The 23,316-nt window shown below is 64.9% G+C and carries 26 protein-coding genes and 1 tRNA gene; 14 read left to right on the top strand and 13 right to left on the bottom strand.

The window, feature by feature from the left end; all coding sequences use genetic code 11:
* Positions 1-198 precede the first annotated feature (198 nt).
* The 5 genes from AC0L3K_RS01560 (at position 199) to AC0L3K_RS01540 (ending at position 5,817) form a co-directional block, all read left to right on the top strand.
* Positions 199-1,737, top strand: coding sequence for a YifB family Mg chelatase-like AAA ATPase (locus AC0L3K_RS01560; RefSeq protein WP_247429433.1), 1,539 nt, complete (start codon positions 199-201; stop codon positions 1,735-1,737).
* A 53-nt stretch (positions 1,738-1,790) separates the two neighbouring features.
* Complete coding sequence (locus AC0L3K_RS01555) at positions 1,791-2,132, top strand: hypothetical protein (protein WP_354127084.1); 342 nt, start codon at positions 1,791-1,793, stop codon at positions 2,130-2,132.
* Between the two features lie 119 nt (positions 2,133-2,251).
* A complete protein-coding gene (locus tag AC0L3K_RS01550) occupies positions 2,252-2,719 on the top strand; it encodes a hypothetical protein (protein ID WP_007598455.1) in 468 nt (155 codons plus the stop codon).
* A gap of 140 nt (positions 2,720-2,859) precedes the next feature.
* Positions 2,860-5,085, top strand: coding sequence for a PAS domain-containing hybrid sensor histidine kinase/response regulator (locus AC0L3K_RS01545; protein ID WP_473365437.1), 2,226 nt, complete (start codon positions 2,860-2,862; stop codon positions 5,083-5,085).
* A 102-nt stretch (positions 5,086-5,187) separates the two neighbouring features.
* On the top strand, positions 5,188-5,817 hold the full coding sequence (locus tag AC0L3K_RS01540) for a histidine phosphatase family protein (RefSeq protein ID WP_219681948.1): 630 nt from the start codon (positions 5,188-5,190) through the stop codon (positions 5,815-5,817).
* Between the two features lie 84 nt (positions 5,818-5,901).
* Here AC0L3K_RS01540 and AC0L3K_RS01535 read toward each other — a convergent pair whose 3' ends face one another.
* The 8 genes from AC0L3K_RS01535 to hisB all read right to left on the bottom strand — a co-directional run bounded on the left by AC0L3K_RS01535 (position 5,902) and on the right by hisB (position 11,165).
* Complete coding sequence (locus tag AC0L3K_RS01535; RefSeq protein WP_473365411.1) at positions 5,902-6,141, bottom strand: hypothetical protein; 240 nt, start codon at positions 6,139-6,141, stop codon at positions 5,902-5,904.
* A gap of 97 nt (positions 6,142-6,238) precedes the next feature.
* Entirely contained in the window at positions 6,239-7,195 is a 957-nt protein-coding gene (gene coaA / locus AC0L3K_RS01530; RefSeq protein WP_007598451.1) for a type I pantothenate kinase, read from the bottom strand.
* Positions 7,196-7,215: 20 nt separating this feature from the next.
* A complete protein-coding gene (locus AC0L3K_RS01525; protein ID WP_007598445.1) occupies positions 7,216-7,542 on the bottom strand; it encodes a phosphoribosyl-ATP diphosphatase in 327 nt (108 codons plus the stop codon).
* A 101-nt stretch (positions 7,543-7,643) separates the two neighbouring features.
* On the bottom strand, positions 7,644-8,420 hold the full coding sequence (hisF, locus tag AC0L3K_RS01520) for an imidazole glycerol phosphate synthase subunit HisF (protein WP_007598443.1): 777 nt from the start codon (positions 8,418-8,420) through the stop codon (positions 7,644-7,646).
* 10 nt (positions 8,421-8,430) lie between these two features.
* Positions 8,431-9,162 (bottom strand): 1-(5-phosphoribosyl)-5-[(5-phosphoribosylamino)methylideneamino]imidazole-4-carboxamide isomerase, encoded by a 732-nt coding sequence (gene hisA, locus AC0L3K_RS01515; protein ID WP_354200291.1) that lies wholly within the window; start codon positions 9,160-9,162, stop codon positions 8,431-8,433.
* 166 nt (positions 9,163-9,328) lie between these two features.
* Positions 9,329-9,979: an imidazole glycerol phosphate synthase subunit HisH gene (hisH, locus tag AC0L3K_RS01510; protein ID WP_007598439.1), complete on the bottom strand. Its 651-nt coding sequence runs from the start codon at positions 9,977-9,979 to the stop codon at positions 9,329-9,331.
* On the bottom strand, positions 9,976-10,506 hold the full coding sequence (locus tag AC0L3K_RS01505; protein WP_106943954.1) for a DUF2628 domain-containing protein: 531 nt from the start codon (positions 10,504-10,506) through the stop codon (positions 9,976-9,978). The genes hisH and AC0L3K_RS01505 overlap by 4 nt, the downstream gene beginning before the upstream one ends.
* 65 nt (positions 10,507-10,571) lie before the next feature.
* Complete coding sequence (gene hisB, locus AC0L3K_RS01500) at positions 10,572-11,165, bottom strand: imidazoleglycerol-phosphate dehydratase HisB (protein WP_007598437.1); 594 nt, start codon at positions 11,163-11,165, stop codon at positions 10,572-10,574.
* Positions 11,166-11,356: 191 nt separating this feature from the next.
* Here hisB and hslV point away from each other — a divergent pair, with 191 nt between their 5' ends.
* The 5 genes from hslV to AC0L3K_RS01475 all read left to right on the top strand — a co-directional run bounded on the left by hslV (position 11,357) and on the right by AC0L3K_RS01475 (position 15,703).
* The gene (gene hslV, locus AC0L3K_RS01495; protein ID WP_007598435.1) at positions 11,357-11,917 is read left to right on the top strand and encodes an ATP-dependent protease subunit HslV; all 561 of its coding nucleotides are present in this window, start codon (positions 11,357-11,359) and stop codon (positions 11,915-11,917) included.
* A gap of 177 nt (positions 11,918-12,094) precedes the next feature.
* On the top strand, positions 12,095-12,580 hold the full coding sequence (locus AC0L3K_RS01490) for a GNAT family N-acetyltransferase (RefSeq protein WP_007598433.1): 486 nt from the start codon (positions 12,095-12,097) through the stop codon (positions 12,578-12,580).
* Positions 12,577-13,194 (top strand): DUF2585 domain-containing protein, encoded by a 618-nt coding sequence (locus AC0L3K_RS01485; protein ID WP_473365410.1) that lies wholly within the window; start codon positions 12,577-12,579, stop codon positions 13,192-13,194. Before AC0L3K_RS01490 ends, AC0L3K_RS01485 begins: the two co-directional genes overlap by 4 nt.
* A gap of 51 nt (positions 13,195-13,245) precedes the next feature.
* Positions 13,246-14,550: an ATP-dependent protease ATPase subunit HslU gene (gene hslU, locus AC0L3K_RS01480; RefSeq protein ID WP_007598430.1), complete on the top strand. Its 1,305-nt coding sequence runs from the start codon at positions 13,246-13,248 to the stop codon at positions 14,548-14,550.
* A gap of 28 nt (positions 14,551-14,578) precedes the next feature.
* The gene (locus AC0L3K_RS01475; RefSeq protein WP_473365409.1) at positions 14,579-15,703 is read left to right on the top strand and encodes a hypothetical protein; all 1,125 of its coding nucleotides are present in this window, start codon (positions 14,579-14,581) and stop codon (positions 15,701-15,703) included.
* Positions 15,704-15,730: 27 nt separating this feature from the next.
* On the opposite strand, the gene AC0L3K_RS01470 is transcribed toward AC0L3K_RS01475, so the two are convergent.
* Positions 15,731-16,948 carry a CaiB/BaiF CoA transferase family protein gene (locus tag AC0L3K_RS01470; protein WP_473365408.1) on the bottom strand — a complete coding sequence of 406 codons (1,218 nt, stop codon included), beginning with the start codon at positions 16,946-16,948 and terminating at the stop codon, positions 15,731-15,733.
* A 237-nt stretch (positions 16,949-17,185) separates the two neighbouring features.
* Positions 17,186-17,611, bottom strand: coding sequence for an organic hydroperoxide resistance protein (locus AC0L3K_RS01465; protein WP_473365407.1), 426 nt, complete (start codon positions 17,609-17,611; stop codon positions 17,186-17,188).
* Between the two features lie 154 nt (positions 17,612-17,765).
* Between AC0L3K_RS01465 and AC0L3K_RS01460 the strand changes: the two genes are divergently transcribed.
* A complete protein-coding gene (locus AC0L3K_RS01460) occupies positions 17,766-18,227 on the top strand; it encodes a MarR family winged helix-turn-helix transcriptional regulator (RefSeq protein WP_456766988.1) in 462 nt (153 codons plus the stop codon).
* 16 nt (positions 18,228-18,243) lie between these two features.
* Here the strand turns inward: AC0L3K_RS01460 and AC0L3K_RS01455 are convergent, their stop codons facing one another.
* The 3 genes from AC0L3K_RS01455 to AC0L3K_RS01445 form a co-directional block, all read right to left on the bottom strand.
* The gene (locus AC0L3K_RS01455) at positions 18,244-18,486 is read right to left on the bottom strand and encodes a GIY-YIG nuclease family protein (protein WP_354200289.1); all 243 of its coding nucleotides are present in this window, start codon (positions 18,484-18,486) and stop codon (positions 18,244-18,246) included.
* Between the two features lie 135 nt (positions 18,487-18,621).
* Positions 18,622-18,697, bottom strand: a tRNA-Ala gene (locus AC0L3K_RS01450).
* Positions 18,698-18,763: 66 nt separating this feature from the next.
* A complete protein-coding gene (locus AC0L3K_RS01445; RefSeq protein ID WP_007598417.1) occupies positions 18,764-19,174 on the bottom strand; it encodes a TIGR02300 family protein in 411 nt (136 codons plus the stop codon).
* A 172-nt stretch (positions 19,175-19,346) separates the two neighbouring features.
* Here AC0L3K_RS01445 and aroA point away from each other — a divergent pair, with 172 nt between their 5' ends.
* The 3 genes from aroA to rpsA all read left to right on the top strand — a co-directional run bounded on the left by aroA (position 19,347) and on the right by rpsA (position 23,293).
* A complete protein-coding gene (gene aroA, locus AC0L3K_RS01440; protein ID WP_035993851.1) occupies positions 19,347-20,684 on the top strand; it encodes a 3-phosphoshikimate 1-carboxyvinyltransferase in 1,338 nt (445 codons plus the stop codon).
* Entirely contained in the window at positions 20,681-21,319 is a 639-nt protein-coding gene (gene cmk, locus AC0L3K_RS01435; RefSeq protein WP_007598415.1) for a (d)CMP kinase, read from the top strand. The genes aroA and cmk overlap by 4 nt, the downstream gene beginning before the upstream one ends.
* Positions 21,320-21,586: 267 nt before the next feature.
* Complete coding sequence (gene rpsA / locus AC0L3K_RS01430) at positions 21,587-23,293, top strand: 30S ribosomal protein S1 (protein ID WP_007598413.1); 1,707 nt, start codon at positions 21,587-21,589, stop codon at positions 23,291-23,293.
* Positions 23,294-23,316: the final 23 nt, after the last annotated feature.

Raw genomic sequence — 23,316 nt, 5'->3', positions numbered from 1 at the left:
CCATCCCGCAGCCTAGGAGTAGCGGACATTCGTTGGAATGTGCTGAGCAGAGCAGCTTGCATTCGAGGCGTAGTGTCTTCGACGTGTTTACGATCGGTTAGGGCCTTCCGGCCCTCTCGACCCGTTCCCGTATTGTTCTTGCAAGAACTGGCCCGCTCTGCTACCCCTAATTGTGCAAAAGGGCAGGCTGGTTCGGGCATGGTTCAGCGGGTTTCTACCGTCGCCTTTGAGGGGATCGAGGCCCGTGCGGTCGACGTGCAGGTGCAGGTCGCGCCCGGTCTGCCGGCCTTCGCGATCGTCGGTCTCCCGGACAAGGCGGTGTCGGAGGCGCGCGAGCGGGTCCGCTCGGCGCTGATCGCCTCTGGGCTGGCGCTGCCGGCGCGCAGGATCACCGTCAATCTCGCGCCCGCCGATCTGCCCAAGGAGGGCAGCCATTATGACCTGCCGATCGCGCTCGGGCTGATGGGGGCGATCGGCGCGATCCCCCCGGATGCGCTGACCGGCTTCACGGTTCTGGGCGAGCTTGGCCTCGACGGATCGATCGCACCGGTGGCCGGTGTCCTTCCCGCCGCGATCGGCGCCAATGTGCGCGAGGAGGGGCTGATCTGTCCGGCGGCTTGCGGCTCGGAAGCGGCATGGGCGAGCCCGGACATCCAGATCATCGCCGCAAGTTCGCTGATCCAGATCGCCAACCATTTCAAGGGAACGCAGGTGCTGTCGCGGCCGGTGCCGAAGGTACACGAAGCCGCCGCCTCGCCGCTCGACCTGCGCGACATCAAGGGCCAGGAGAGCGCCAAGCGGGCGCTGGAGATCGCGGCCGCCGGCGGTCATCACCTGCTCATGATCGGCGCGCCCGGCGCCGGCAAATCGATGCTGGCGGCACGCCTGCCCTCGATCCTGCCGCCGCTGTCACCGGGCGAGTTGCTCGAAGTCTCGATGATCGCCTCTGTCGCCGGCGAGATCGAGGGCGGCGCACTGACGGCGCGGCGGCCGTTTCGATCGCCGCATCATTCCGCCAGCATGGCCGCGCTCACTGGCGGCGGCATGCGCGCACGGCCAGGCGAGATCTCCCTCGCGCATCAGGGCGTGCTGTTCCTCGACGAGCTCCCCGAATTCGATCCGCGCGTGCTGGATTCGCTGCGCCAGCCGCTGGAGAACGGCGAGGTCTCGGTGTCCCGCGCCAATCACCGCGTCACCTATCCCGCACGCTTCATGCTGGTCGCGGCGATGAATCCGTGCCGCTGCGGCAATGCGTTCGAGCCCGGCTATGCCTGCAAGCGCGGCCGCATCGATCGCTGCACCGGCGACTACCAGGCCCGCATCTCGGGGCCGCTGATGGACCGTATCGACCTGCGCATCGAGGTTCCCGCCGTGACCGCGGCCGATTTGATCCTGCCGCCGCCGGCGGAGGGCTCGGCCGAAGTCGCCGCGCGCGTGGCCGCCGCGCGTGACATCCAGCTCGCGCGCTACGCGGACGCCGGCCTGCCGAAGGTTCGCACCAATGCCGAAGCGCCGGCCTCGGTGCTGGAGGAGATCGCCAAGCCGGATGCGCAAGGCCAGAAGCTGCTGCGCGACGCCGCCGAGACCATGCGGCTGTCGGCGCGCGGCTATCACCGTGTGCTGCGGGTGGCGCGCACGCTGGCCGATCTCGACGGCGCCGACAAGATCGGCCGGCTGCATCTGGCCGAAGCGCTGTCCTACCGCGCGCTCGCAGAGGATGTGCGCCAGTTGGCCTGAGCAATGCGCCGCCGCAGCTTTCTCGACAACATCACCATGCCCGAGATTGAACCATGACCGACGTCAATGCCTGCACCATCAGATTTGTCCGCCCGTCCCAATATGCCGATCGGCTGAGGTCGTACGAGTTGTGGGTCAACGGGACCAGCGTTGGGAAGCTTGCGCGCAATGACGCGTTGGAGGTCACGCTGCCGGCCGGTGCCTGCACGATCGAGGCGACCATTGATTGGGGCAGGAGCCAGCCGCTCATCGTTCGCACCACGCCTGGCCAAATCGTCGAGATTGAGGTCAGGAACAGGTGGGGCGCCTGGGCAGCGCTGTGGGCGATCAGCTTCGGCAAGAACAGCTATTTGGTTCTCACTGAAGTCGAGCGAAAAACGAACAGAAGCGCTTAACCGACTGAGATTCTCATCCCCAGATACCGGCATCAACCCGGCGGTAACGAGTTTCCTTTACGCTCTGCAAACCATAAGGCCCATCAGTTCCCCGTACAGGGCCTGGCGAGTAGCGTGTCATGTTGCGTTTCAAGATCCTGGCCTCGGTTGTTCCCCTGTTGGCGGCCGCGGTGTTCGCGCGCAGCGAGATCGGATCGGTCTCGCATCCCTGCATCGCCCTCGGCGACACCTCGGTCGAGCTGACGTCGCTGTTCTGGACCGCCGGCGTGCATGTCGCCTTCACCGACGATCCCGCGCGCGCCACGGTGCGGGTTCAGATTACCGAGGATGCGGACGCTGCCGACTTCGCCGTTGTCGACGATGGCCCCGGTTCGGAATCGGAGTCCTGCCAGGCCAACCCTTCGACTCGCCTGATCTCGATTGCCGCACAGCCCGTCGACGGCGGTCAGGTGGTCTATCTCTCCACCGAGGGGCCGGCGGATTACCGGGTCTATGTGCGCTCGAAAACCTTCTCGCAGCGCGAGGCGGCGGCGCTGATCGTCGGCGCCCGCGGCGGCCACCGCCATCTCCAGGCGGCCTCGCTTTGAGCCGCCTCGCTTTGCGCCGTTAACGTCTCGTCAACCCTGTTTGGAGGCGGTCGCAGGGCCTCAAACTGTTCGCAAGGTCGGCGGCACATCGTCGTTTACAGCGAGCACAGGTTTTTACGAAAAGAGTCGGGTCGGTGGCGATGGATCGGACGTTCCGGATCAAGGTGCGCATGCGTCGCTTCAGGCGACAGTACCCACGAATCGCCTTCGCGATCCGCTCCTTCATGATCTTCTCGGCGACCTTCGGCGGCGCCTATGGGTTTGTCTCCGGCAGCCGGTCCGAGACGTCCGGCTACGATCCCAATGCGTTTGCGATCGGCGTCAGCTTCCTGTTCGCGCTCGCCTGCCTCGGCCTCGCCACGCTGAGCATGCGCCTGCGCTTCGTCAACAAGCGGATGCGTGCGCTGGCTGCCCACAACGAAACGCTGATCGACCGCAATTGGGAGCTGAAGGAGGCCGAGGAGCGCGCTCGCAGCCTGTTCGAACAGCAGGGCGATCTGATCGTGCTGCGCGACACAGGCGGCCGCATCACCTTCGCCAACGACGCCTATTGCGCGCTTGCCGGACAGGCGCGCGGCGCGCTGGTCGGCACGCGCTTTGATTTCGACGTGCTGGAGCAGGGCGATAGCGCCCGCGAGAGCAACGGCACGCGGATTCACGACCAGAAGATCGCAACCCCGCTCGGCGCGCGCTGGATCGCCTGGCGCGAAGGCTATGTCCGCCTCGACGCCGGCCAGCCTGCCGAATTACAGAGCGTCGGACGCGACGTCACCGACCGCACCGAGACCGAGCGGGCGCTGTCCGAGGCCCGCGATCAGGCCGACGCCGCCAACCGGGCCAAATCGCGCTTCCTGGCGATGGCCTCGCACGAGATACGCACGCCGCTGAACGGCATCATCGGCATGGGCGGGCTGCTGCTCGACACTACGCTGACGCCGGAGCAGTCGACCTACGCCAAGGCCGTGAAGACCTCCGGCGAAGCGCTGATGGCGCTGATCGAGGAGTTGCTCGACTATTCCAAGATCGAGGCCGGCAAGCTCGATCTCGAGCAGCGTCCCTTCGCGCTCTCGGCCCTGATCGAGGACATCACCGAGCTGCTCGCGCCGCGCGCGCAGGCGAAACAGCTCGAGATCGCCGCCTATGTCGACGAGCGGCTGCCGCTCGAAGTGGTCGGCGACGCCGCGCGGCTGCGCCAGGTGCTGCTCAACCTCGCCGGCAACGCCATCAAGTTCACGGCGAGCGGCGGCGTCGCGCTGATCGTCGAGCCCGGCATCTGGCCGAACGAAATCAGCTTTCTGGTGCGCGACACCGGGATCGGCATCGCAGCCGACGCGCAACAGCGCATCTTCCGCGAATTCGAGCAGGCCGACGAACGCGTCGCCCGCACCTATGGCGGCACCGGCCTCGGTCTCGCTATCAGCGAGCGCATCGTCAAGCGCATGGGCGGCCGCATCACGCTCGCGAGCGAGCCGGGCAAGGGTTCGACCTTCGACGTCTCAGTCCCGCTGGCATCATCCTCCGCCGGCGCGGAGCAGACGGCGTTCCCGAGTCCCGACCTCACAGGCAAGTCGATCCTGCTGATTGCCGACGGCATCGAGGCTTCCCTGATCGCGCGGCGGCTGGAGCGCTGGGGCGGCCAGACCTGCATGGTGACCGACGCCGCGGTGGCGGAAGCGCTGCTGCCGGAACGCTCATGGCATTCGGTGCTCATCGATCGCGCGCTCGGCGCTGCCATTGCCGACCGCCTCGGCGAAGCCGCACGCAGCCATGCGACGCAACGCCTCGTGCTGCTGACGTCCGGCTCGCGCCACGAGAAAATCTCGCCGGCCTTCACCGGCTTCCTGGTGAAGCCGCTGCGCGCGGCCTCACTCGCCGCACGCCTCGCGCTGCCCCCGGAGGTCGCCTCGCCCGATCTCGCGCCGGAGCCATCTGCCCCATCCACCGGCGCGGTACCGGCGAAAGGCCTCTCGGTTCTCGTCGCCGAGGACAACGAGATCAATGCGCTGTTGATGCGCTCGCTACTGACGAAACTCGGTCACCGCGTCATCATCGCGATCAATGGCGAGGCCGCGCTGGAATCCTGGCTCGGCGCGTCCTCGGCCGGCACGCCCTATGATCTCGTGCTGATGGACATCCAGATGCCGCAGCTCGACGGCATCGAAACGACAAAACGCATCCGTGCGCATGAGGCGGCCAAAGGCGGCCACCACACGCCGATCCTCGCGCTCACCGCCAATACGCTGGTGGAAGATCGCTACGCCTGCTTTGAAGCGGGCATGAACGGGTTTCTGATCAAGCCGCTCGATCGCGAGAAGCTGGAAGAGGCGCTGGCCGGACTGGCGGCGGCGCGGCAGCTGACGGTTTGATCCGGATTCCATAGGAACCCGATCTCGGACGGCAATCGACAATTGAAATCGAGCGCTTCGCGCGTCACCATCCTCTGGGGCATTTTAAGCAGAGGATTTCGCATGAACATGCTTTGCCGCCTCGCCTTCGTGATCCTTCTCTGTGGTTCCACTCAAGCCACCTCGGCCGATAGCTCGCAACTGATCGCCTCGCTCAAGCAAGGCGGTTACGTGTTGGTGTTTCGCCACACGGCCACCGACGACAGCCAAAAGGATGTCTACCCTTTCAAGTTCGACGACATGAGCGCCCAGCGTCAGCTCAGTGAAAAGGGCCGCGACATGGCGCGCCAGATCGGGACGGCCATCAAGGAACTCGCGATCCCGATCGGCGATGTCTACACCAGCAAGCTGAACCGCGCGATCGAGGCGGGCAGACTGATCTCCGGTCGCGAGCTCAAGCCAGTCGACGCGTTGACGGACAGCAGCAACGCGAGTGCGTCGGGCATGGCAAATCCGACCGGTGCAAATGCAAAAGCGGGCCAGGCCGTGCGGCAGCTCGTCGATGCGCCGCCCAAGGCGGGCACCAACACCTTCCTGGTCACCCACAAGACCAACATCGCCGATGCCTTCGGCAAGGATGCCGGGGACGTGCAGGAAGGCGAAGCTTTCGTCTACCGGGCAAGCACCACCGGTGCGGCGGCTTTCGCAGGGCGCATCAAGCCTGCGGATTGGATCGCGAAGGCCGGCAAGTGAGCCGCTTGCCGGCGACGCACGTCAGCTTGGGTGCGGAGCAGGCCGGGCGCCCGGCATCACTGCGCGCTCCGGCGGAATGAACCGTTATGCGGCGTGAGCAGGAAACCGCGGCGCGGACAGCTTGGCCGTCGGCGCTGGCGTGCCCTTGAATTTGGTGTCTGCCTGGGCCGCGCGCTTGCAATGCGGACACACGAAAAGATGCGCGATGATCGGAGTCGGCTCGTCCGCCAGCAGTTCGGAACGGAACCACTTCATCTCGATATGGCAGTCCGGGCAGGTCGGTGCTTCCAGCTGCTCGGCGGCGTTTCTGAGACGATCAACCATGGGTCCCTCGCGTTTACGAAGGTCATAGCGGAATACCCTTTGCCGGTCTGCAACAAAAGACACTCTGCGCGCGGGCTAGACTCGTCGACCGCAGCGATTACAGCCTGCGCAGCGCCACGCTCGCCACCGTGTGGTCGGCGCCCTTCTTCAGAATCAGGGTCGCGCGGGGGCGGGTCGGCAGGATGTTGTCCTCGAGATTTGCGAGGTTGGTGCGTTCCCAGATCGCGATCGCGGTGGCGGTGGCTTCCTCGTCCGACAACAGCGCGTAGCGGTTGAAGTAGGATTTTGGATTGGTGAACGCGGTGTCGCGCAGCGACAGGAAGCGCCTGATGTACCACTGCCGCAGCGCGGCCTCGTCGGCGTCGATATAGACCGAGAAATCGAAGAAGTCGGACACCACGGGCACGGCCTTGCCGTCACGCGGCAGTTTGCCGGTCTGCAGCACGTTGACGCCCTCGACGATCAGGATGTCGGGCTGGTCGATCTCGGCCCACTGGTTCGGCACGATGTCGTAGGTCAAATGCGAATAGACCGGCGCGCGCACATGGCGGCGGCCGGCCTTGATGTCGGAGAGGAAGCTGAGCAGCAGCGGCAGGTCGTAGCTTTCCGGAAAACCCTTCTTCTGCATGATGCCCTGCCGCTCCAGCACGGCGTTGGGATACAGAAATCCGTCGGTGGTGATCAGCTCGACTTTTGGACGCGGCGACCAGCGCGCCAGCAGCGCCTGAAGCACGCGGGCCGTGGTGGATTTTCCAACCGCGACCGAACCGGCGACGCCGATGATGTAGGGCATCTTGCGGTCGCGGATGTTGAGGAACTGGCGCTCCGCGTAATAAAGCCGCTGCATCGCATCGACATAGATCGACAGCAGGCGCGACAGCGGCAGGTAGATGTCCTCGACCTCCTGCAAGTCGAGGCGGTCGTGCAGCGAGCGCAGCCGGTCGAACTCGCCCGGCTCCAGCGTCATCGGCGTGTCGTCGCGCAGTCGCGACCACTCCTCACGCGTATAGACGCGGTAAGGATTATACTGCTGCTCGGGTGCGCGGATATCCATGACGCGACTCTCCACCTCGGCTAGCTGCCGCCCTTGCGCGACGCCTTTTCTTCCAACCCTGACATATTGGTCCGCTTGTCCAATGCGGCCTCGACCTCTTCCAGCTTTACGCCGCGGGCCTTGAGCAGCACAAGGAAATGATAGAGCAGGTCGGCGCCTTCGGCGATCAGATGCGCGCGATCGTTTTCGACTGCTGCGATTACCGTTTCGACTGCTTCCTCACCGAACTTCTTGGCGCAATGTTCGGCGCCCTTGTCGAGGAGCTTGCGGGTATAGGACGCCTCGCCACCCGCTGCCGCGCGGGCGTCGATGGTCTCGGCCAGATCGTGGATCGTGAAACGCGGCATACAAATACCCGGAAAACGCGCCTTGGCCGATGATTGGCCGGTTATCTGGCGGGATAAGCCGATCCCCGCCAATCATGTAGCATTTTTAGGAACGGGAGTCGTCAGGCATCGAGGCGCATGGGTAGCCCGCGCCGGGACATGTGCTCCTTGGCTTCGCGGACGGTGAATTCCCCGAAGTGGAAGATCGAGGCGGCCAGCACGGCGGTGGCGTGGCCGTCGCGAATACCGTCGACGAGGTGGTCGAGATTGCCGACGCCGCCCGAAGCGATCACGGGAACGGGAATGCTGTCGGCGATCGCCCGGGTCAGCGGGATGTCAAAACCCTGCCGCGTGCCGTCGCGGTCCATCGAGGTGAGCAGAATTTCGCCGGCGCCGAGCGAGACCACCTCCTGGGCGTATTCGATGGCGTCGATACCGGTCGAGTTGCGGCCGCCATGTGTGAAGATCTCCCAGCGCTCTCCGCCACCGGCGCGCTTGACCCGCTTGGCGTCGATCGCGACCACCACGCACTGCCCGCCGAATTTTTCGGCAGCTTCCTTGACGAACTCGCGCCGCGACACCGCGGCGCTGTTGATCGAGACCTTGTCGGCGCCCGCGCGCAGGAGGGTCTTGATGTCGTTGACCTCACGCACGCCGCCGCCCACGGTGACGGGCATGAAGCAGGCTTCCGCGGTGCGCCGGACCACGTCCAGCATGATGCCGCGATTCTCATGGGTCGCGGTGATGTCGAGGAAAGTGAGCTCGTCGGCGCCGGCAGCGTCGTAGGCGATCGCCGCTTCGACGGGGTCACCGGCATCACGCAGGTCGACGAAGTTGACGCCCTTGACGACCCGGCCGTCCTTGACGTCGAGGCAGGGGATCACGCGCACCTTGAACATCGGATGTCTCCTAGGCCGCGGCGCGGATCAGGGTGAGGGCGGCTGAGGGATCGAGCCGGCCATCGTAAAGCGCGCGACCGGCGATCGCGCCGGCGAGCTTTTTCGCGCGCGGCGTCAGCATCGCCTTGACGTCCTCGATCGAGGCGAGGCCGCCGGAGGCGATCACGGGAATCGAAATCGCATCCGCCAGCGCAATGGTCGCATCGAGATTCAGGCCCTTGAGCAGGCCGTCGCGCGCGATGTCGGTGAAGATGATGGCGGCGACGCCGGCATCCTCGAACCGTTGCGCGATCTCCAGCACCGTCACCTGCGAGGTCTCGGCCCAGCCTTCGACCGCGACCTTGCCGTCACGTGCGTCGAGCCCGACCGCGACGCGGCCGGGGAATTTTTTTGCAGCAGCCTTCACCAATTCGGGGTCGCGCACCGCGGCGGTGCCGATGATGACACGGGTGACGCCCTTTTCGAGCCAGGCCTCGACAGTGGCGAGATCGCGAATGCCGCCACCGAGCTGCACCGGAATCGTGATCGTCTTCAGCATCGTCTCGACCGCCTGCGCATTCACGGGCTTGCCGGCAAACGCGCCGTCGAGATCGACGACGTGGAGATACTCAAAGCCCTGCGCGACGAAGCTCTCGGCCTGCGCGGCGGGATTGAGGTTGAACACGGTCGCGCGCGCCATGTCGCCCTGTTCGAGGCGCACGCATTGGCCGTTCTTGAGGTCGATCGCAGGAAAGAGAATCATGATTGAGCCAGGATTTTTCTGCGCGAACGGTGCGCTCCCTCCCCCCTTGTGGGGGAGGGCTGGGGAGAGGGGTAAGCCACGGGCACCACCGTTGCGGCTACCCCCCTCCCGAATGCTTCGCATTCGACCTCCCCCACAAGGGGGGAGGTAACAAGAGCAGCGGCCATCACGGTTTCCATCGCAAGAAGTTCGAGATCAGGGCCAGACCAAAGCGCTGGCTCTTCTCGGGGTGAAACTGCGTCCCGATCGCCGTGTCCTTGCCGACGATCGCGGTGACGGGCCCGCCGTAATCGGCGCGCGCAAGCACGTCCGCCTCGTTGGCGGCTTTGAGGTGGTAGGAGTGCACGAAATAGGCGTGCTGGCCCTTAGGGCCGAGCGGCAGCCCGTCCAGCACCGGGTGCTCGCGCAGCACATCGAGCGTATTCCAACCCATGTGCGGGATCTTGAGGCTCTCGTCGCGCGGCGTGATCTTCTCGACGTCGCCGCCGATCCAGTTCAGGCCTTGCGTGATCACGTGCTCTTTGCCGCGGGTGGCGAACAGCTGCATGCCGACGCAGATGCCGAACATCGGCCGCGCCTTGACGCGCACCGCCTCGGTGATCGCCTCGACCATGCCGTTGACGGCATCGAGCCCACGCCGGCAATCGGCGAAGGCGCCGACGCCCGGCAGCACCAGACGGTCGGCGCCGTAGGCCTGGTCCGGATCGCTGGTGACGAACACCTTTTGCGGATTGTCCATGCTGCGCGCGGCGCGCTCGAACGCCTTGGCGGCCGAATGCAGATTGCCGGAACCGTAATCGATGATGGCGACGCTCATCTTGACCCTCCCGGTTCTGGAAACAAACCAATGATGCCACCTGCCGGCATCGGCGGCGGGTTGGAGAATTGCTGACCCGGCACGTTGCGGGTCGGCGGCGGGCCGCCGCGATCGACGGCCCATTGATCGTTGACGATGCCGCGCTGCTTCTGGCTCCAGCGCTCGAAGAAACGGCGCTCGGCGGTGTCCTCGTCGTCGGAAATCACCACGTCGAGCTGCCGCCATTTACCGCGCGACAGCGTCCAGCGGCGCAGGCTCGAGGCCTCGAATCCCATCAGGAGCGCGACGATGACGTCGGCGAAGAAGATCGAGGAACGGCCGACGCCGAGGCTGGACAGCCCGACGTTGAACGCGGCAACGAAGATCACCCAACCGATCAGCGCCAGCCACAGCCGATTCCACAGCAGCCAGAGCGGGCCGAAGATCATCGCCCAGAAATGGAAGCCGTCGCGCACGAAGACGAACTTGTCGGTCGCGCGCAGATCGGCTCCGGCAGGGGAGGGAGCATGAACTGTGTAGACGGACATGGCGATGCCCCGTTCCCAAGAATTCAGTGATACCGCAAACGGCGCGTGCCGCGGGCCGAAAGATGTCAGCCGCCGAGCGAGCCCTTGGTGGACGGGATTTCGCCCACCGCCTTCGGATCGATCGCGACGGCGGTGCGCAGCGCCCGTGCCAGACCCTTGAAGCAGGACTCGGCGATATGGTGGCTGTTATCGCCATATAGGGTCTCGACGTGAAGAGTCACGCCGGCGTTCATGGCGAAGGCCTGGAACCACTCGCGCACCAGCTCGGTGTCGAACTCGCCGATCTTGTCGCGAGGGAAGTCGGCCTTGAACACCAGGAAAGGGCGGCCCGAGATGTCGATCACCACGCGTGACAGCGTCTCGTCCATGGGCATGTGCACGCCAGCATAGCGGGTGATGCCCGCCATGTTGCCGAGCGCCTGCTTGATGGCCTGGCCGAGCGCGATGCCGGTGTCTTCGGTGGTATGGTGATGATCAATGTGCAAATCGCCGACCGCCTTGACCGTGAGGTCGATGCGGGAATGGCGGGCGAGGAGATCGAGCATATGGTCGAAAAAGCCGATGCCGGTCGCGATATTGGACACGCCGGTGCCATCGAGGTTCACGGTGACCTCGATGTCGGTTTCCTTGGTCTTGCGCTTGATCGTCGCGGTGCGCATCAAAACTAGCTTTCATCCTCGTTCGGGGCCGAAAACGCCGGTCTTTTAACAGCCAAATGACGCCTTCGCTACTGCGGGAACGGCTGGCCGGGCCTCTACTTCTGCCTATGGTGAGCGAAATTGGTCCCGGAGCGGCCCGTTGTGCCCCCGCTCCCGACCGCCTAAATCAGCCCGGACAATGAGGATCATTCATGCAGGACTCCCCAAACAGCTCGCCGGGCTGGCACGGCACCACGATTTTGACGGTCCGCAAGGGCGGCACGGTGGTGGTCGGCGGCGACGGCCAGGTCTCGATCGGCCAGACCGTGATCAAGCACAACGCCAGGAAGGTCCGGAAACTCGGCAAGGGCGACGTCATCGGCGGCTTTGCCGGCGCAACGGCCGACGCCTTCACGCTGTTCGAGCGCTTGGAAGCCAAACTCGAGCAATATCCGGGGCAATTGACCCGGGCCGCCGTCGAGCTCGCCAAGGACTGGCGCACCGACCGTTATTTGCGACGGCTGGAGGCCATGATGATCGTTGCCGACAAGGACGTCTCCCTGGTGCTGACAGGCACCGGCGACGTGCTGGAGCCCGAAGCCGGCGTCATGGCGATCGGCTCGGGCGGGAATTACGCGCTGGCGGCGGCCCGCGCCCTGCTCGACACCGACAAGGACGCCGAGACCATCGTCCGCCGCTCCCTCGATATCGCCGCCGACATCTGCGTCTACACCAACCGCAATGTCACCGTCGAAGCGCTGTCCGCCGGGTAGGGCCTATCTGTGGCTGGACAATGTAGCTCCGGACTGGCTGCAACCTCACCCGCTTGCGGGAGAGGTCGCGCCGAAGGCGCGGGTGAGGGCTCTGTCCTCTTGGGGGCTGTCCCATTGCGGACGCACCCTCTCCCCAACCCTCTCCCGTAGACGGGAGAGGGAGCGCAGCACCGCTAGATGACCCTCGCCTACACCTTCCGCCCGATGACCGCGGCCGATCTGCCGTTGATCCGGCGATGGCTCCGCGAGGTACATGTGCGGGAATGGTGGGGCGATCCGGACGAGCAGTTCGCGCTCGTGAGCGGCGATCTCGATGAGCCGGCAATGGACCAGTTCATCGTGTTGGCCGGCGACAAGCCGTTCGGCTATCTTCAATGCTACCGCCTGACAGCCTGGAATACGGGTCTTGGGCCGCAACCGGAGGGCACCCGTGGCATCGATCAGTTCATCGGCGAAGGCGACATGATCGGGCGCGGGCACGGTTCGGCATTGATCCGCCAATTCGCCGACGCGCAGTTGCGGCAGGGTCTGCCCCGCATCGTCACTGATCCTGATCCGCTCAACGCGCGCGCGGTGCGTGCCTATGAGAAGGCCGGCTTTGTCCCCGACCGCATGGTCGAGACGCCCGACGGAGCGGCGCTGCTGATGGTGCGCGAGCCATGACGCTGGCAACCACGCATGAGAGCAGGGCCGCGTTTCCACCGCTCGCCTGGGTCGGCATCGCGCTGCTGCTGCTGGCGATGCAGGCCTCGATCCTGCTCGCGATGGGACGGGTGCCGATCTGCACCTGCGGTTACGTCAAGCTGTGGCATGGCGTGGTGAACAGCTCGGAAAATTCGCAGCACATCGCCGACTGGTACAGTTTCTCGCACATCCTGCACGGCTTCCTGTTCTATGGACTGACCTGGCTGCTGTTCGCGCGGCTGCCATTCGTGTCGCTGTCCTGGCCCGCGCGCCTGATCGTCGCGATGCTGATCGAGGGTGCCTGGGAGATCGTCGAGAACTCGCCATTCATCATCGAACGCTACCGCGCCGGCACGATCTCGCTGGATTATTTCGGCGACAGCATCGTCAATTCGGTTTCTGACAATTTGTCCATGATGCTGGGCTTCCTAGCCGCGCGCCTGCTGCCTATATCGGTGACCGTCATGCTCGGGCTCGCCTTTGAAATCATGCTGGCGCTGCATATTCGCGACAATCTGACGCTCAATATCCTGATGCTGATCCACCCGGTCGAGGCCGTGAAACAATGGCAATCGGGTCCGCCGATCATCTGATGGCAAAAAAGCGGCTTGTCCCGTCCCGCATCTGATCCTAGCTAAGGTCCCATGACAGACTTCTCCCCCCGCGAAATCGTTTCCGAACTCGACCGTTTCATCGTCGGCCAGGCCGATGCCAAGCGCGCCGTCTCGATCGCGCTGCGCAACCGCTGGCGGCGGCAGCAGCTCGAAGGCTCCTTGCGCGAAGAAGTGCTGCCGAAGAACATCCTGATGATCGGCCCGACCGGCGTCGGCAAGACCGAGATCGCGCGGCGGCTCGCCAAGCTCGCCAACGCGCCGTTCCTGAAGGTCGAGGCGACGAAATTCACCGAGGTCGGCTATGTCGGGCGCGACGTCGAGCAGATCGTGCGCGATCTCGTCGAGGTCGCGATCGCCCAGGTCCGCGAGCGCAAGCGCAAAGACGTGCAGGCACGTGCGCAGCTCGCCGCCGAGGAGCGCGTGCTCGATGCGCTGGTCGGCGCCAATTCCAGCGCGGCGACGCGGGACTCCTTCCGCAAGAAGCTGCGCGCGGGCGAGCTCAACGACAAGGAGATCGAGATCGAGACGCAAGGCGGCGGCAGCGGCTTTCCGATGTTCGAGATCCCGGGCATGCCTGGCGCGCAGATGGGCGCGGTTTCGATCGGCGACATCTTCGGCAAGCTCGGCGGACGCAGCAAGACGCGGCGGCTGACGGTGGAGAGCTCGCACGAGATCCTCATCAACGAGGAATCCGACAAGCTGCTCGACAGCGATCAGTTGACGATGGAGGCGATCAGCGCGGTCGAGAACAACGGCATCGTGTTCCTGGACGAGATCGACAAGATCTGCGCCCGCGAAGGCCGCGCCGGCGGCGACGTCTCGCGCGAGGGCGTGCAGCGCGACCTGCTGCCGCTGATCGAGGGCACCACGGTCTCGACCAAGCACGGCGCGGTGAAGACCGACCACATCCTGTTCATTGCCTCCGGCGCCTTCCATGTCGCAAAGCCGTCCGACCTGTTGCCGGAACTGCAGGGCCGCCTGCCGATCCGCGTCGAGCTGCAGGCGCTGACCCGCGACGACATGCGTCGCATCCTGACCGAGCCAGAGGCTTCGCTGATCAAGCAATATGTCGCGCTGATGCAGACCGAGGGCGTCACGCTCGACATCACCGACAACGCCATCGACGCACTTGCGGACGTCGCGGTCGCCGTGAATTCCACCGTCGAGAACATCGGCGCGCGGCGGCTGCAGACCGTCATGGAGCGGGTGCTGGACGAGATCTCCTTCACCGCCCCCGACCGCAGCGGCGAGACCGTCAGGGTCGACGCCGATTTCGTCCAGAAGCACGTCGGCGACCTCGCCAAGAACGCGGATTTGAGCCGGTTCATTTTGTAATTCCGGGCGGCCGCGCTATGGATGCGGCGTGACCGCACGCATCCTGCAAAACCCCTGGCGCGTCCTGCTCGCGATCAACGCGGCGGTCATCGTCGGCGTCTTCGTTCACAAGATCCAGCTGCCGCCTTACGTCCCCTACATCCACCTCCTCGTCGACTACCATTTCGGCTTCATCAAGCGCGCGCTGATCGGGGCGATCGTCGCGCTGTTCATCGACAAGGTGCCGGTATGGCTGGTGTTCGCGCTCGGCGGCGCGACATGGCTGGTGACGCTGGGACTCTACGCAAGACTATTTCAGAAGACGTTCGGCTTCACGGCGAAGACATCGCCGCTGTTCGTCTTCATCGCGGGCTCGCCGTTCTTCCTCAAGAACTTCATGCACACGCTCGGCCATTTCGACATCTATGGCTGCGCGCTGGCGATCATCCTGCTGCTGGTGCCGGCCGGCTCGCTGCTGTTCGTGGCGCTGGCTGCGCTGTTCTCGATCGTTCTCGTCCTGATCCACCACATCCATCTCCTGATGTATGTGCCGACGATCATCACCATCGTCGTGATCAGGCACTATCTGACGCAGGGCTGCGATCGCACCAATGTCGCGTTCGGCGTCGTTGCCCTGCTTGCCGTCTCCACGCTGTTCTTCGCCGCGCAGTTTTGGGGAACGATGCCGATCGCGGAGGCGGATTTCGTTGCCTACCTGAAGAGCCGGATGGCCGATCCGTCGCGGACCGATATGTTGCAGTTTGCCTACATCTGGTATCAGCCGCTGACGAAGGAGATTTCCGACACCTGGGGCCGCCTGCCCCACAACATCCTTGGCGTGCCCGTGTTCTTGCTGCTGATCTGGCTGCACATACCGCTGTGGCGTTATTTTGCAAACCTTATCGGCGCGCTGGCAAACGACACGCATCGCCGTCTTGTGATCGCGGCGCTTGCCGGCGTCAGCCTCGCCTGCCTCGTGATGTTCGCGATGGTGTTCGACTATTCGCGCTGGATCTCGAACTGGGCGGTCTGCATGTTCCTGATCCTGCACGCGGTGAAGATGCTGCCCGCCGCACGCGAGACGCCGCTGATTCGGGCGGAGGATCAGAAGACGAATATCTTCGGCCTGATCCTTACGCTGATCCCGCGCGTCGGAATCGTCCGGCCGTTTTAGACGGTGAAGCTCGATCTTCGTCTTATCTCAGCGCTTGCGCTCGGGTCCGCAGACCGTGCCCTGCTCGACCATCGCGTCGATCTCGGACCTGGAGTAGCCGAACTCGCCCAGCACCTCGGCGGCGTGCTGGCTGAATTTCGGCGGCAGGCGACGTAGGCTCGGCTTGCTGCGATCGAGCCGGATCGGGGATGCCACGCCCTTGTACCAATCCTTCTCGATGATATCGCCGCGCGCGATCGTGTGCGGGTTGGTCAACGCTTGGTCGATCTTCTGCACGGGGCCTGCGGGCAGGCCCGCAGCGAGCAGGCGATTGCACAGCGGCTCGGCCTCGTGCTGGCTGAACACGGCGGCGAGCTCGGCCCGCAGCGCCTCGCGATTGGCGATGCGGTCCTTGTTGCGCGCAAAGCGCGGATCGGTGCCGAGCTCGGGCTTGCCGATCTCCTTGGCGAGCTTGCGGAAGGTGCCGTCATTACCGACGCCGATGAAGATGTTGTCGGTCTTGGTCGGGAAGATCGCATAGGGCACGAGGTTGGGATGCTCGTTGCCGGTGAGCGCCGGCGGCTTGCCATGCATGAAATAATTCGCGGTGTGCGGATGCATGATGGCAAGGCCGGTCTCGTACAGCGTGGTCTCCAGGAACTGGCCCTGGCCCGAGCGCTGCCGCTCCGACAACGCCATCAAGATGCCGATCGCCGCATAGAGGCCGGTGCCGATGTCGACCAGCGGCACGCCGATCCGCATCGGCCCGCTCTCGGGCGAGCCGGTCGCCGCGATCATGCCGGTCATGGCCTGGATGATGGCGTCATAGCCGGGATTGCCGCCGCGGGGACCATCGGCGCCGAAGCCGCAGATCCGGCAATGCACGAGGCGCGGAAATTTTTCGCGCAGCACCTCGTTGCCGATGCCCCATTTCTCCAGCGTGCCCGGCTTGAAATTCTCGATCAGGACGTCGGCGCTCTCCAGCATCTTGAGCAGCACGGTCCGGCCGCCCTCGGAGGCGAGATCGAGGCCGATCGAGCGCTTGTTGCGGTTGATGCCGATGAAATAGGCTGCGTCTTCGTCGTGGAAGGGAGGGCCCCAGTCGCGCACCTCGTCGCCTGCGGGCGGCTCGACCTTGATCACGTCGGCGCCATGGTCGGCGAGGATCTGGGTGCAATAGGGCCCGCCGAGCACGCGCGTGAGATCGATGACGCGCAGGCCGCTCATTGCGCCCGTGGCGGCTCCAGAACTGGCGGCTTCAGTCATGCCTTCGCGTCCCCTGTGTCGATGTGATCACAGGCCTAACGAGGTTCGTCCGAGCCGGCAATGGCTTCCCGCGTAGGGCGTCATGCAGGCGGTCGCCGCAATCCCGCGGGATGGCAAACCCCGGGGCGCCGGGGGGGGGGGGGCGGCGGCGGGCGCCCCCGCCGCGGGGGGCCCCCCCCCCCCCCGCCGGGGGCCCCCCCGCCCCCCCCCCCCCCCCCCCCCGCTTCACCGAACCGATCAGACGACCGTCAGGCGAACGTCGACATTGCCGCGCGTCGCGTTGGAATACGGGCACACCTGGTGCGCCTTCTCGACCAGCGCCTCGGCTTCCGTGCGGGCGAGGCCCGGCAACGAGACGGCAAGGTCGATGTCGAGACCGAAGCCGCCGGCCGCGCGCGGACCGATGCCGACGGTCGAGGTCACGGAGGCGTCGGCCGGAACCTTGGGGCCGCCCTGCGAGGACACGAACTTCATCGCGCCGATGAAGCAGGCGGCATAGCCCGCCGCAAACAGCTGCTCGGGATTGTTGCCCGCGCCGCCTCCGCCGCCGAGCTCCTTCGGCGTGGTGAGCTTGACGTCGAGCGCGCCGTCGAGGGTCGCAGCATGGCCGTCGCGGCCGCCGGTGGCCTTTGCGCTGGTCTTGTAGAGGACGTTCACTGACATTTTCGTCTCCCTGTGTGTTCGGGTGGGGTGCGATCCTTATTGCAAACAATTAGATTGCGCGCAATTGAAACTATGGCGCCTCACATTTAATTGTTCGCAATTGAATGTGGCGACGGCCGGCCCCAGAATGGAAGCAAGTCCTGTGAGATTCTCCATGCCCCGGAAACATTCGGCAGCGGACGCGCCGCTGCGCCTCGATAACCAGATCTGCTTCGCGGTCTATTCGGCCGCGCACGCCTTCAACCGCGTCTACAAGCCGCTGCTGGACCGGCTCGGCCTGACCTATCCGCAATATCTGGTGATGCTGGTGCTGTGGGAGCGCGACGACGTGCCGGTCAAGGACATCGGCGAAAAGCTGCACCTGGATTCGGGCACGCTGACGCCGCTGCTCAAGCGGCTCGAGGCGGCCCACCTCGTCAAGCGCACGCGCTCGAGCGAGGACGAACGTCAGGTGCTGATCGCGTTGACGCCGCAGGGCCACGCCTTGAAGGACAAGGCGCGCGCCGTGCCGCAATCGATCCTGGCGGCGTCGGATTGTTCGGTCTCGGAACTGGTCGCGATGAAGGATGAGATTGTGGCGTTGCGCGATCGGTTGAACGCGGTGATCGGGGAGTAGGGGAAGAGGTGCGCTCTTAGGACAGCCGCTTCTTTGTGAAGGCCCGGCCGGAGTGAGACTTCAGGTACGCTTCAAAAGCGAGCGCTTTGTACTTGTCACGGAAGGCGCAGTACCAGATCAGCTTCCAAGGCTTGAACTTGGCGGTGTGGGTGGATTTGCCAGCATTGTGCTCTGGAATCCGGCGCTTCAGATTTTCCGTGGCCCCAACGTATTCCTGCTCGGGAAATTCGATGCTGCGGAGGATGTAGACGTACCACATTGACGATTATCGCCTGGGCAGCCGCTGCGTGGGAATCTCACCAGTCCGTCTTCGCCCTTCGGGCTTCGCCGGACACCACGCTTCGCCCTTCGGGCTGTGCGCGGCTGCGCCACGCGTAGCCCGAAGGGCGAAGCGTGGTGGAGCCAGGCGGGATCGAACCGCCGACCTCTTGCATGCCATGCAAGCGCTCTCCCAGCTGAGCTATGGCCCCTTAACCGTCCGACGCGCCTTGGGCGACGCGTCGGGAAAGACCCAGAACCACAGTTCTGGAATTATCTCAAGTCTCTTCGTCACCGCCGACATCACCAATGATGTCGGTGACGTCCTCATCGCCCTCTTCGTCGTCGGCGATAAAGGTCGAATCATCGTCGTCATCGTCCTCGATGGTCTCATCGACTTCGATGTCGTCCTCGGATTCGGGCACGACGGCCTTGACCTTGCCGGTGTTCTCCTCGGCATCGGCCTCCTCGAGCGAGACCTCCTCGACCTCCGCCGGCTCCGGCGTGGCGTCGGCGGCAGCGGCTGCGTGGCGGGCTTCGGCGCCGCGGGGCGCGCGCGCCGGCGCGATGGGCGCGATCGGCACGACTTCTCCGGTATAGGGCGAGATCACCGGATTCTTGTTGAGGTCATAGAACTTTTTGCCCGTGGTCGGGCAAATACGTTTAGTTCCGAGTTCGGACTTGGCCACGGCAGAGGAATCCTGGAAATGTCTGAAAAGCGGTGCTTCACTTGGCTAGTTGGCGGCCCGCTGTCAATAGCGCATTACGGGAGAACGACATGCCCGTGACGGCGGGGAGACCGTGTGGTACCTGCCCCGCGAGTCCCGCAGGGACGTTTCGGGCCTATCCAAGGACACAAACTTGACCGATTCCGACAAGCCGACGCCGCTCCAGTCGCGCGCCAGCGGTCCCCTGACCGGGAAAGTACGGGTGCCCGGAGACAAGTCGATCTCCCACCGTGCCCTCATCCTCGGCGCGCTCGCGGTCGGAGAGACACGGATTTCGGGCCTCCTGGAGGGCGAGGACGTCCTTAACACCGCCAAATCCATGCAGGCGCTTGGCGCCAGGGTCGAGCGCACCGGAGATTTCGCCTGGAAAGTCGACGGCGTGGGTGTCGCAGGCTTCGCGGAGCCCAAAGCGCCGCTGGATTTCGGCAACTCCGGCACCGGCTGCCGGCTCGTCATGGGCGCCGTCGCCGGCTGCCCGATCTCTGCGATTTTCGACGGCGATGCCTCGCTGCGCACCCGGCCCATGCGCCGGATTCTGGACCCGCTGGAAAAGATGGGCGCGAAGGTCGTCGCCGGCGGCGAGGGCGGCCGTCTGCCGTTGACGGTCCAGGGTGCGCGCGATCCGCTGCCGATCACCTACAAGACCCCGGTCGCCTCGGCGCAGATCAAATCCGCCGTGCTGCTCGCGGGCCTGGCCGCGCCCGGCATCACCACGGTCATCGAGACCGAGGCCAGCCGCGACCACACCGAGCTGATGCTCAAGCATTTCGGCGCCGAGATCACCTCGGTGCGGGAAGGTCAGCACGGCCGCCGTATCACGCTCGTGGGGCAGCCGGAGTTACATGGCGCCAATGTCGTCGTGCCCGCCGATCCCTCATCGGCGGCGTTCCCCATCGTTGCCGCGCTGATCGTCGAAGGTTCCGAAATCGTTCTGTCCGACGTCATGACCAATCCGCTGCGCACCGGTCTTTTCACCACGCTGCGCGAAATGGGTGCCTCGATTGAGGAAAGTGAAGTTCGCAGCGACGCCGGCGAGCCGATGGCGAAGCTGCGCGTACGCGCCTCGAAATTGCGCGGTGTCGAGGTGCCGCCGGAGCGCGCACCGTCGATGATCGACGAATATCTGGTGCTGGCGGTGGCGGCCGCCTTCGCCGAGGGCACGACCATCATGCGCGGCCTCCAGGAGCTGCGCGTCAAGGAATCCGACCGTCTTGAAGCCACCGCCGCCATGCTCCGCGTCAACGGCGTCAAGGTCGAGGTCTCCGGCGACGATTTGATCGTCGAAGGCCGCGGCCACGTTCCCGGCGGCGGCGTTGTGGCCACCCACATGGACCATCGCATCGCGATGTCCGCGCTGGTGATGGGCTGCGCGTCCGACCAGCCGGTGACCGTCGACGACACCGCCTTCATTGCCACCAGTTTTCCGGATTTCATTCCGATGATGCGTTCGCTTGGGGCCGATTTTTCATGATCATCGCCATCGACGGGCCCGCGGCGTCGGGCAAGGGCACGCTCGGCAAGCGCCTCGCCCACCATTACGGCTACCGTCATCTTGATACCGGCGTGATCTATCGCGCGGTGGCCTATTCCCTGATGCAGTCCGGTCATGATCTCCGGGACGAGGCGGCGGCGGTCGCTGCGGCGCTGGAACTCGATCCCGAGAAGTTCGGCAATCCCGCCCTGAAGACCCAGAAGGCCGGCGAGGGCGCCTCCATCGTCTCGGCGATCCCAAGGGTGCGCGAAGCCCTGATCAGTTTTCAGCGGCAATTCGCCGCCGATCCGCCGGGCGCCGTGCTCGATGGGCGGGATATTGGAACCGTGATCTGCCCCCATGCCGACGTGAAGATCTTCGTCGTCGCCGACCCCAAAGTCCGCGCCCGCCGCCGGACCATGGAGGCCAAGGCGAGGGGTGAGGAGGCCGATGAGGCCGCCGTACTCGCCGACATCATCCAGCGCGACGAACGCGACAAGAACCGGGCGATCGCGCCCCTGAAGCCGGCCGCGGATGCTTACTTGCTAGATAACTCCCAACTGGATATAGAAGGCGGCGTCCGGGCCGCCATCGACATTATCGAGGCCGTCCGAGCGGGCCGGTCGCGGGGTTAAGCCGCTGCCGTCATTGGAGGAAGCGCCCGCTCCCGCTCTTTGAGGTCGATACTCTCGGTCCCTGCTTGGGGCCGACGCGATCCAGGCTCCGGACAAAAGATTTCCACGTATCGTACGCGCGGGCCTCAGCCGGCCCGCTTCCGCTGTTCCGCCCTCCAGGTCGGAGCAGCGAGCGGTCGCTCGAAGGTTCTGCGGACCTTCCGACACTGCGCGTACGATGCGCCCAAGAACCCAACGGCCGGCATGACATCCGCAACTGGAGAACAAATGGCTTCGACTTCTGCTGATACCTATAGCCCGTCGCGCGACGATTTCGCCGCGATGCTCGACGAGTCCTTCGCAGGCGGCAACCTGCAGGAAAGCTCAGTCATCAAGGGCAAGGTTGTTGCAATCGAAAAGGACATGGCCGTCATCGACGTCGGCCTGAAGACCGAGGGCCGCGTTGCCCTCCGCGAATTTTCCGGCCCCGGCCGTGACAGCGAGCTCAAGGTCGGCGACGAGGTGGAAGTGTTCCTCGACCGGATCGAGAACGCCCTCGGCGAAGCCGTGCTGTCGCGCGACAAGGCGCGCCGCGAAGAGAGCTGGGGCAAGCTCGAGAAGGCCTTCCAGAACAACGAGAAGGTCAACGGCGTCATCTTCAACCAGGTCAAGGGCGGCTTCACCGTCGACCTCGACGGTGCCGTGGCCTTCCTGCCGCGTTCGCAGGTCGACATCCGTCCGATCCGCGACGTTGCGCCGCTGATGAACAACTCGCAGCCGTTCCAGATCCTCAAGATGGACCGCCGCCGCGGCAACATCGTCGTGTCCCGCCGCACGGTTCTCGAAGAGACCCGCGCCGAGCAGCGCCAGGAGCTGGTGCAGAACCTCGAAGAGGGTCAGGTCATCGACGGCGTGGTCAAGAACATCACCGATTACGGTGCGTTCGTTGATCTCGGCGGCATCGACGGTCTGCTGCACGTCACCGATATCGCGTGGCGCCGCGTCAACCATCCGACCGAGGTGCTCTCGATCGGCCAGACCGTGAAGGTCAAGATCATCAAGATCAACCACGAGACGCACCGCATCTCGCTGGGCATGAAGCAGCTGTTGGACGATCCGTGGCAGGGCATCGAAGCCAAGTACCCGCTGGGTGCCCGCTTCACCGGTCGCGTCACCAACATCACCGACTACGGCGCGTTCGTCGAGCTCGAGCCGGGCATCGAAGGCCTGATCCACGTCTCCGAGATGTCGTGGACCAAGAAGAACATGCACCCCGGCAAGATCGTTTCGACCTCGCAGGAAGTCGAAGTGCAGGTGCTCGAAGTCGATTCCGTCAAGCGCCGCATCTCGCTCGGCCTCAAGCAGACCATGCGCAACCCGTGGGAGGTCTTCGTCGAAGGTCACCCGACCGGTTCGACGGTCGAGGGCGAAGTCAAGAACAAGACCGAGTTCGGTCTGTTCCTGGGCCTCGAGGGCGACGTCGACGGCATGGTCCATCTCTCCGACCTCGACTGGAAGCAGCCGGGCGAGCAGGTGATCGACAACTACAAGAAGGGCGACATGGTGAAGGCCGTGGTGCTCGATGTGGACGTCGAGAAGGAGCGCATCTCGCTTGGCATCAAGCAGCTCGAAGGCGACCCCTTCGCCGAGCCGGGCGATGTCAAGAAGGGCGCTGTCGTGACCTGCGAAGTGATCGACGTGAAGGAGAGCGGCATCGAGGTGAAGATCACCGGTACCGACTTCACCACGTTCGTGAAGCGCTCGGAGCTCGCCCGTGACCGCAACGATCAGCGCGCCGAACGCTTTGCCGTCGGCGAGAAGGTCGATGCCCGCGTGATCCAGTTCGACAAGAAGGCCCGCAAGGTCCAGGTGTCGATCAAGGCCCTCGAAGTCGCCGAAGAGAAGGAAGCCATCGCGCAGTACGGCTCCTCCGATTCGGGGGCGACGCTCGGCGACATCCTCGGCACCGCGCTCAAGAACCGCGACACCAAGTAAGCGAAACGCAGGTTTCGCTGCAT

The sequence above is a fragment of the Bradyrhizobium sp. MI1.10 genome, from assembly GCF_055811035.1.
This window is presented reverse-complemented; position numbering and strand designations above follow the sequence as displayed.

Bases quoted from the DNA above. Each gene is read 5' to 3' on its own strand.
- AC0L3K_RS01560 (WP_247429433.1), top strand. From the start codon at position 199: ATGGTTCAGCGGGTTTCTACCGTCGCCTTTGAGGGGATCGAGGCCCGT.
- AC0L3K_RS01555 (WP_354127084.1), top strand. From the start codon at position 1,791: ATGACCGACGTCAATGCCTGCACCATCAGATTTGTCCGCCCGTCCCAA.
- AC0L3K_RS01550 (WP_007598455.1), top strand. From the start codon at position 2,252: ATGTTGCGTTTCAAGATCCTGGCCTCGGTTGTTCCCCTGTTGGCGGCC.
- AC0L3K_RS01545 (WP_473365437.1), top strand. From the start codon at position 2,860: ATGGATCGGACGTTCCGGATCAAGGTGCGCATGCGTCGCTTCAGGCGA.
- AC0L3K_RS01540 (WP_219681948.1), top strand. From the start codon at position 5,188: ATGAACATGCTTTGCCGCCTCGCCTTCGTGATCCTTCTCTGTGGTTCC.
- AC0L3K_RS01535 (WP_473365411.1), bottom strand. From the start codon at position 6,141: ATGGTTGATCGTCTCAGAAACGCCGCCGAGCAGCTGGAAGCACCGACC.
- coaA (WP_007598451.1), bottom strand. From the start codon at position 7,195: ATGGATATCCGCGCACCCGAGCAGCAGTATAATCCTTACCGCGTCTAT.
- AC0L3K_RS01525 (WP_007598445.1), bottom strand. From the start codon at position 7,542: ATGCCGCGTTTCACGATCCACGATCTGGCCGAGACCATCGACGCCCGC.
- hisF (WP_007598443.1), bottom strand. From the start codon at position 8,420: ATGTTCAAGGTGCGCGTGATCCCCTGCCTCGACGTCAAGGACGGCCGG.
- hisA (WP_354200291.1), bottom strand. From the start codon at position 9,162: ATGATTCTCTTTCCTGCGATCGACCTCAAGAACGGCCAATGCGTGCGC.
- hisH (WP_007598439.1), bottom strand. From the start codon at position 9,979: ATGAGCGTCGCCATCATCGATTACGGTTCCGGCAATCTGCATTCGGCC.
- AC0L3K_RS01505 (WP_106943954.1), bottom strand. From the start codon at position 10,506: ATGTCCGTCTACACAGTTCATGCTCCCTCCCCTGCCGGAGCCGATCTG.
- hisB (WP_007598437.1), bottom strand. From the start codon at position 11,165: ATGCGCACCGCGACGATCAAGCGCAAGACCAAGGAAACCGACATCGAG.
- hslV (WP_007598435.1), top strand. From the start codon at position 11,357: ATGCAGGACTCCCCAAACAGCTCGCCGGGCTGGCACGGCACCACGATT.
- AC0L3K_RS01490 (WP_007598433.1), top strand. From the start codon at position 12,095: ATGACCCTCGCCTACACCTTCCGCCCGATGACCGCGGCCGATCTGCCG.
- AC0L3K_RS01485 (WP_473365410.1), top strand. From the start codon at position 12,577: ATGACGCTGGCAACCACGCATGAGAGCAGGGCCGCGTTTCCACCGCTC.
- hslU (WP_007598430.1), top strand. From the start codon at position 13,246: ATGACAGACTTCTCCCCCCGCGAAATCGTTTCCGAACTCGACCGTTTC.
- AC0L3K_RS01470 (WP_473365408.1), bottom strand. From the start codon at position 16,948: ATGACTGAAGCCGCCAGTTCTGGAGCCGCCACGGGCGCAATGAGCGGC.
- AC0L3K_RS01465 (WP_473365407.1), bottom strand. From the start codon at position 17,611: ATGTCAGTGAACGTCCTCTACAAGACCAGCGCAAAGGCCACCGGCGGC.
- AC0L3K_RS01460 (WP_456766988.1), top strand. From the start codon at position 17,766: ATGCCCCGGAAACATTCGGCAGCGGACGCGCCGCTGCGCCTCGATAAC.
- AC0L3K_RS01455 (WP_354200289.1), bottom strand. From the start codon at position 18,486: ATGTGGTACGTCTACATCCTCCGCAGCATCGAATTTCCCGAGCAGGAA.
- cmk (WP_007598415.1), top strand. From the start codon at position 20,681: ATGATCATCGCCATCGACGGGCCCGCGGCGTCGGGCAAGGGCACGCTC.
- rpsA (WP_007598413.1), top strand. From the start codon at position 21,587: ATGGCTTCGACTTCTGCTGATACCTATAGCCCGTCGCGCGACGATTTC.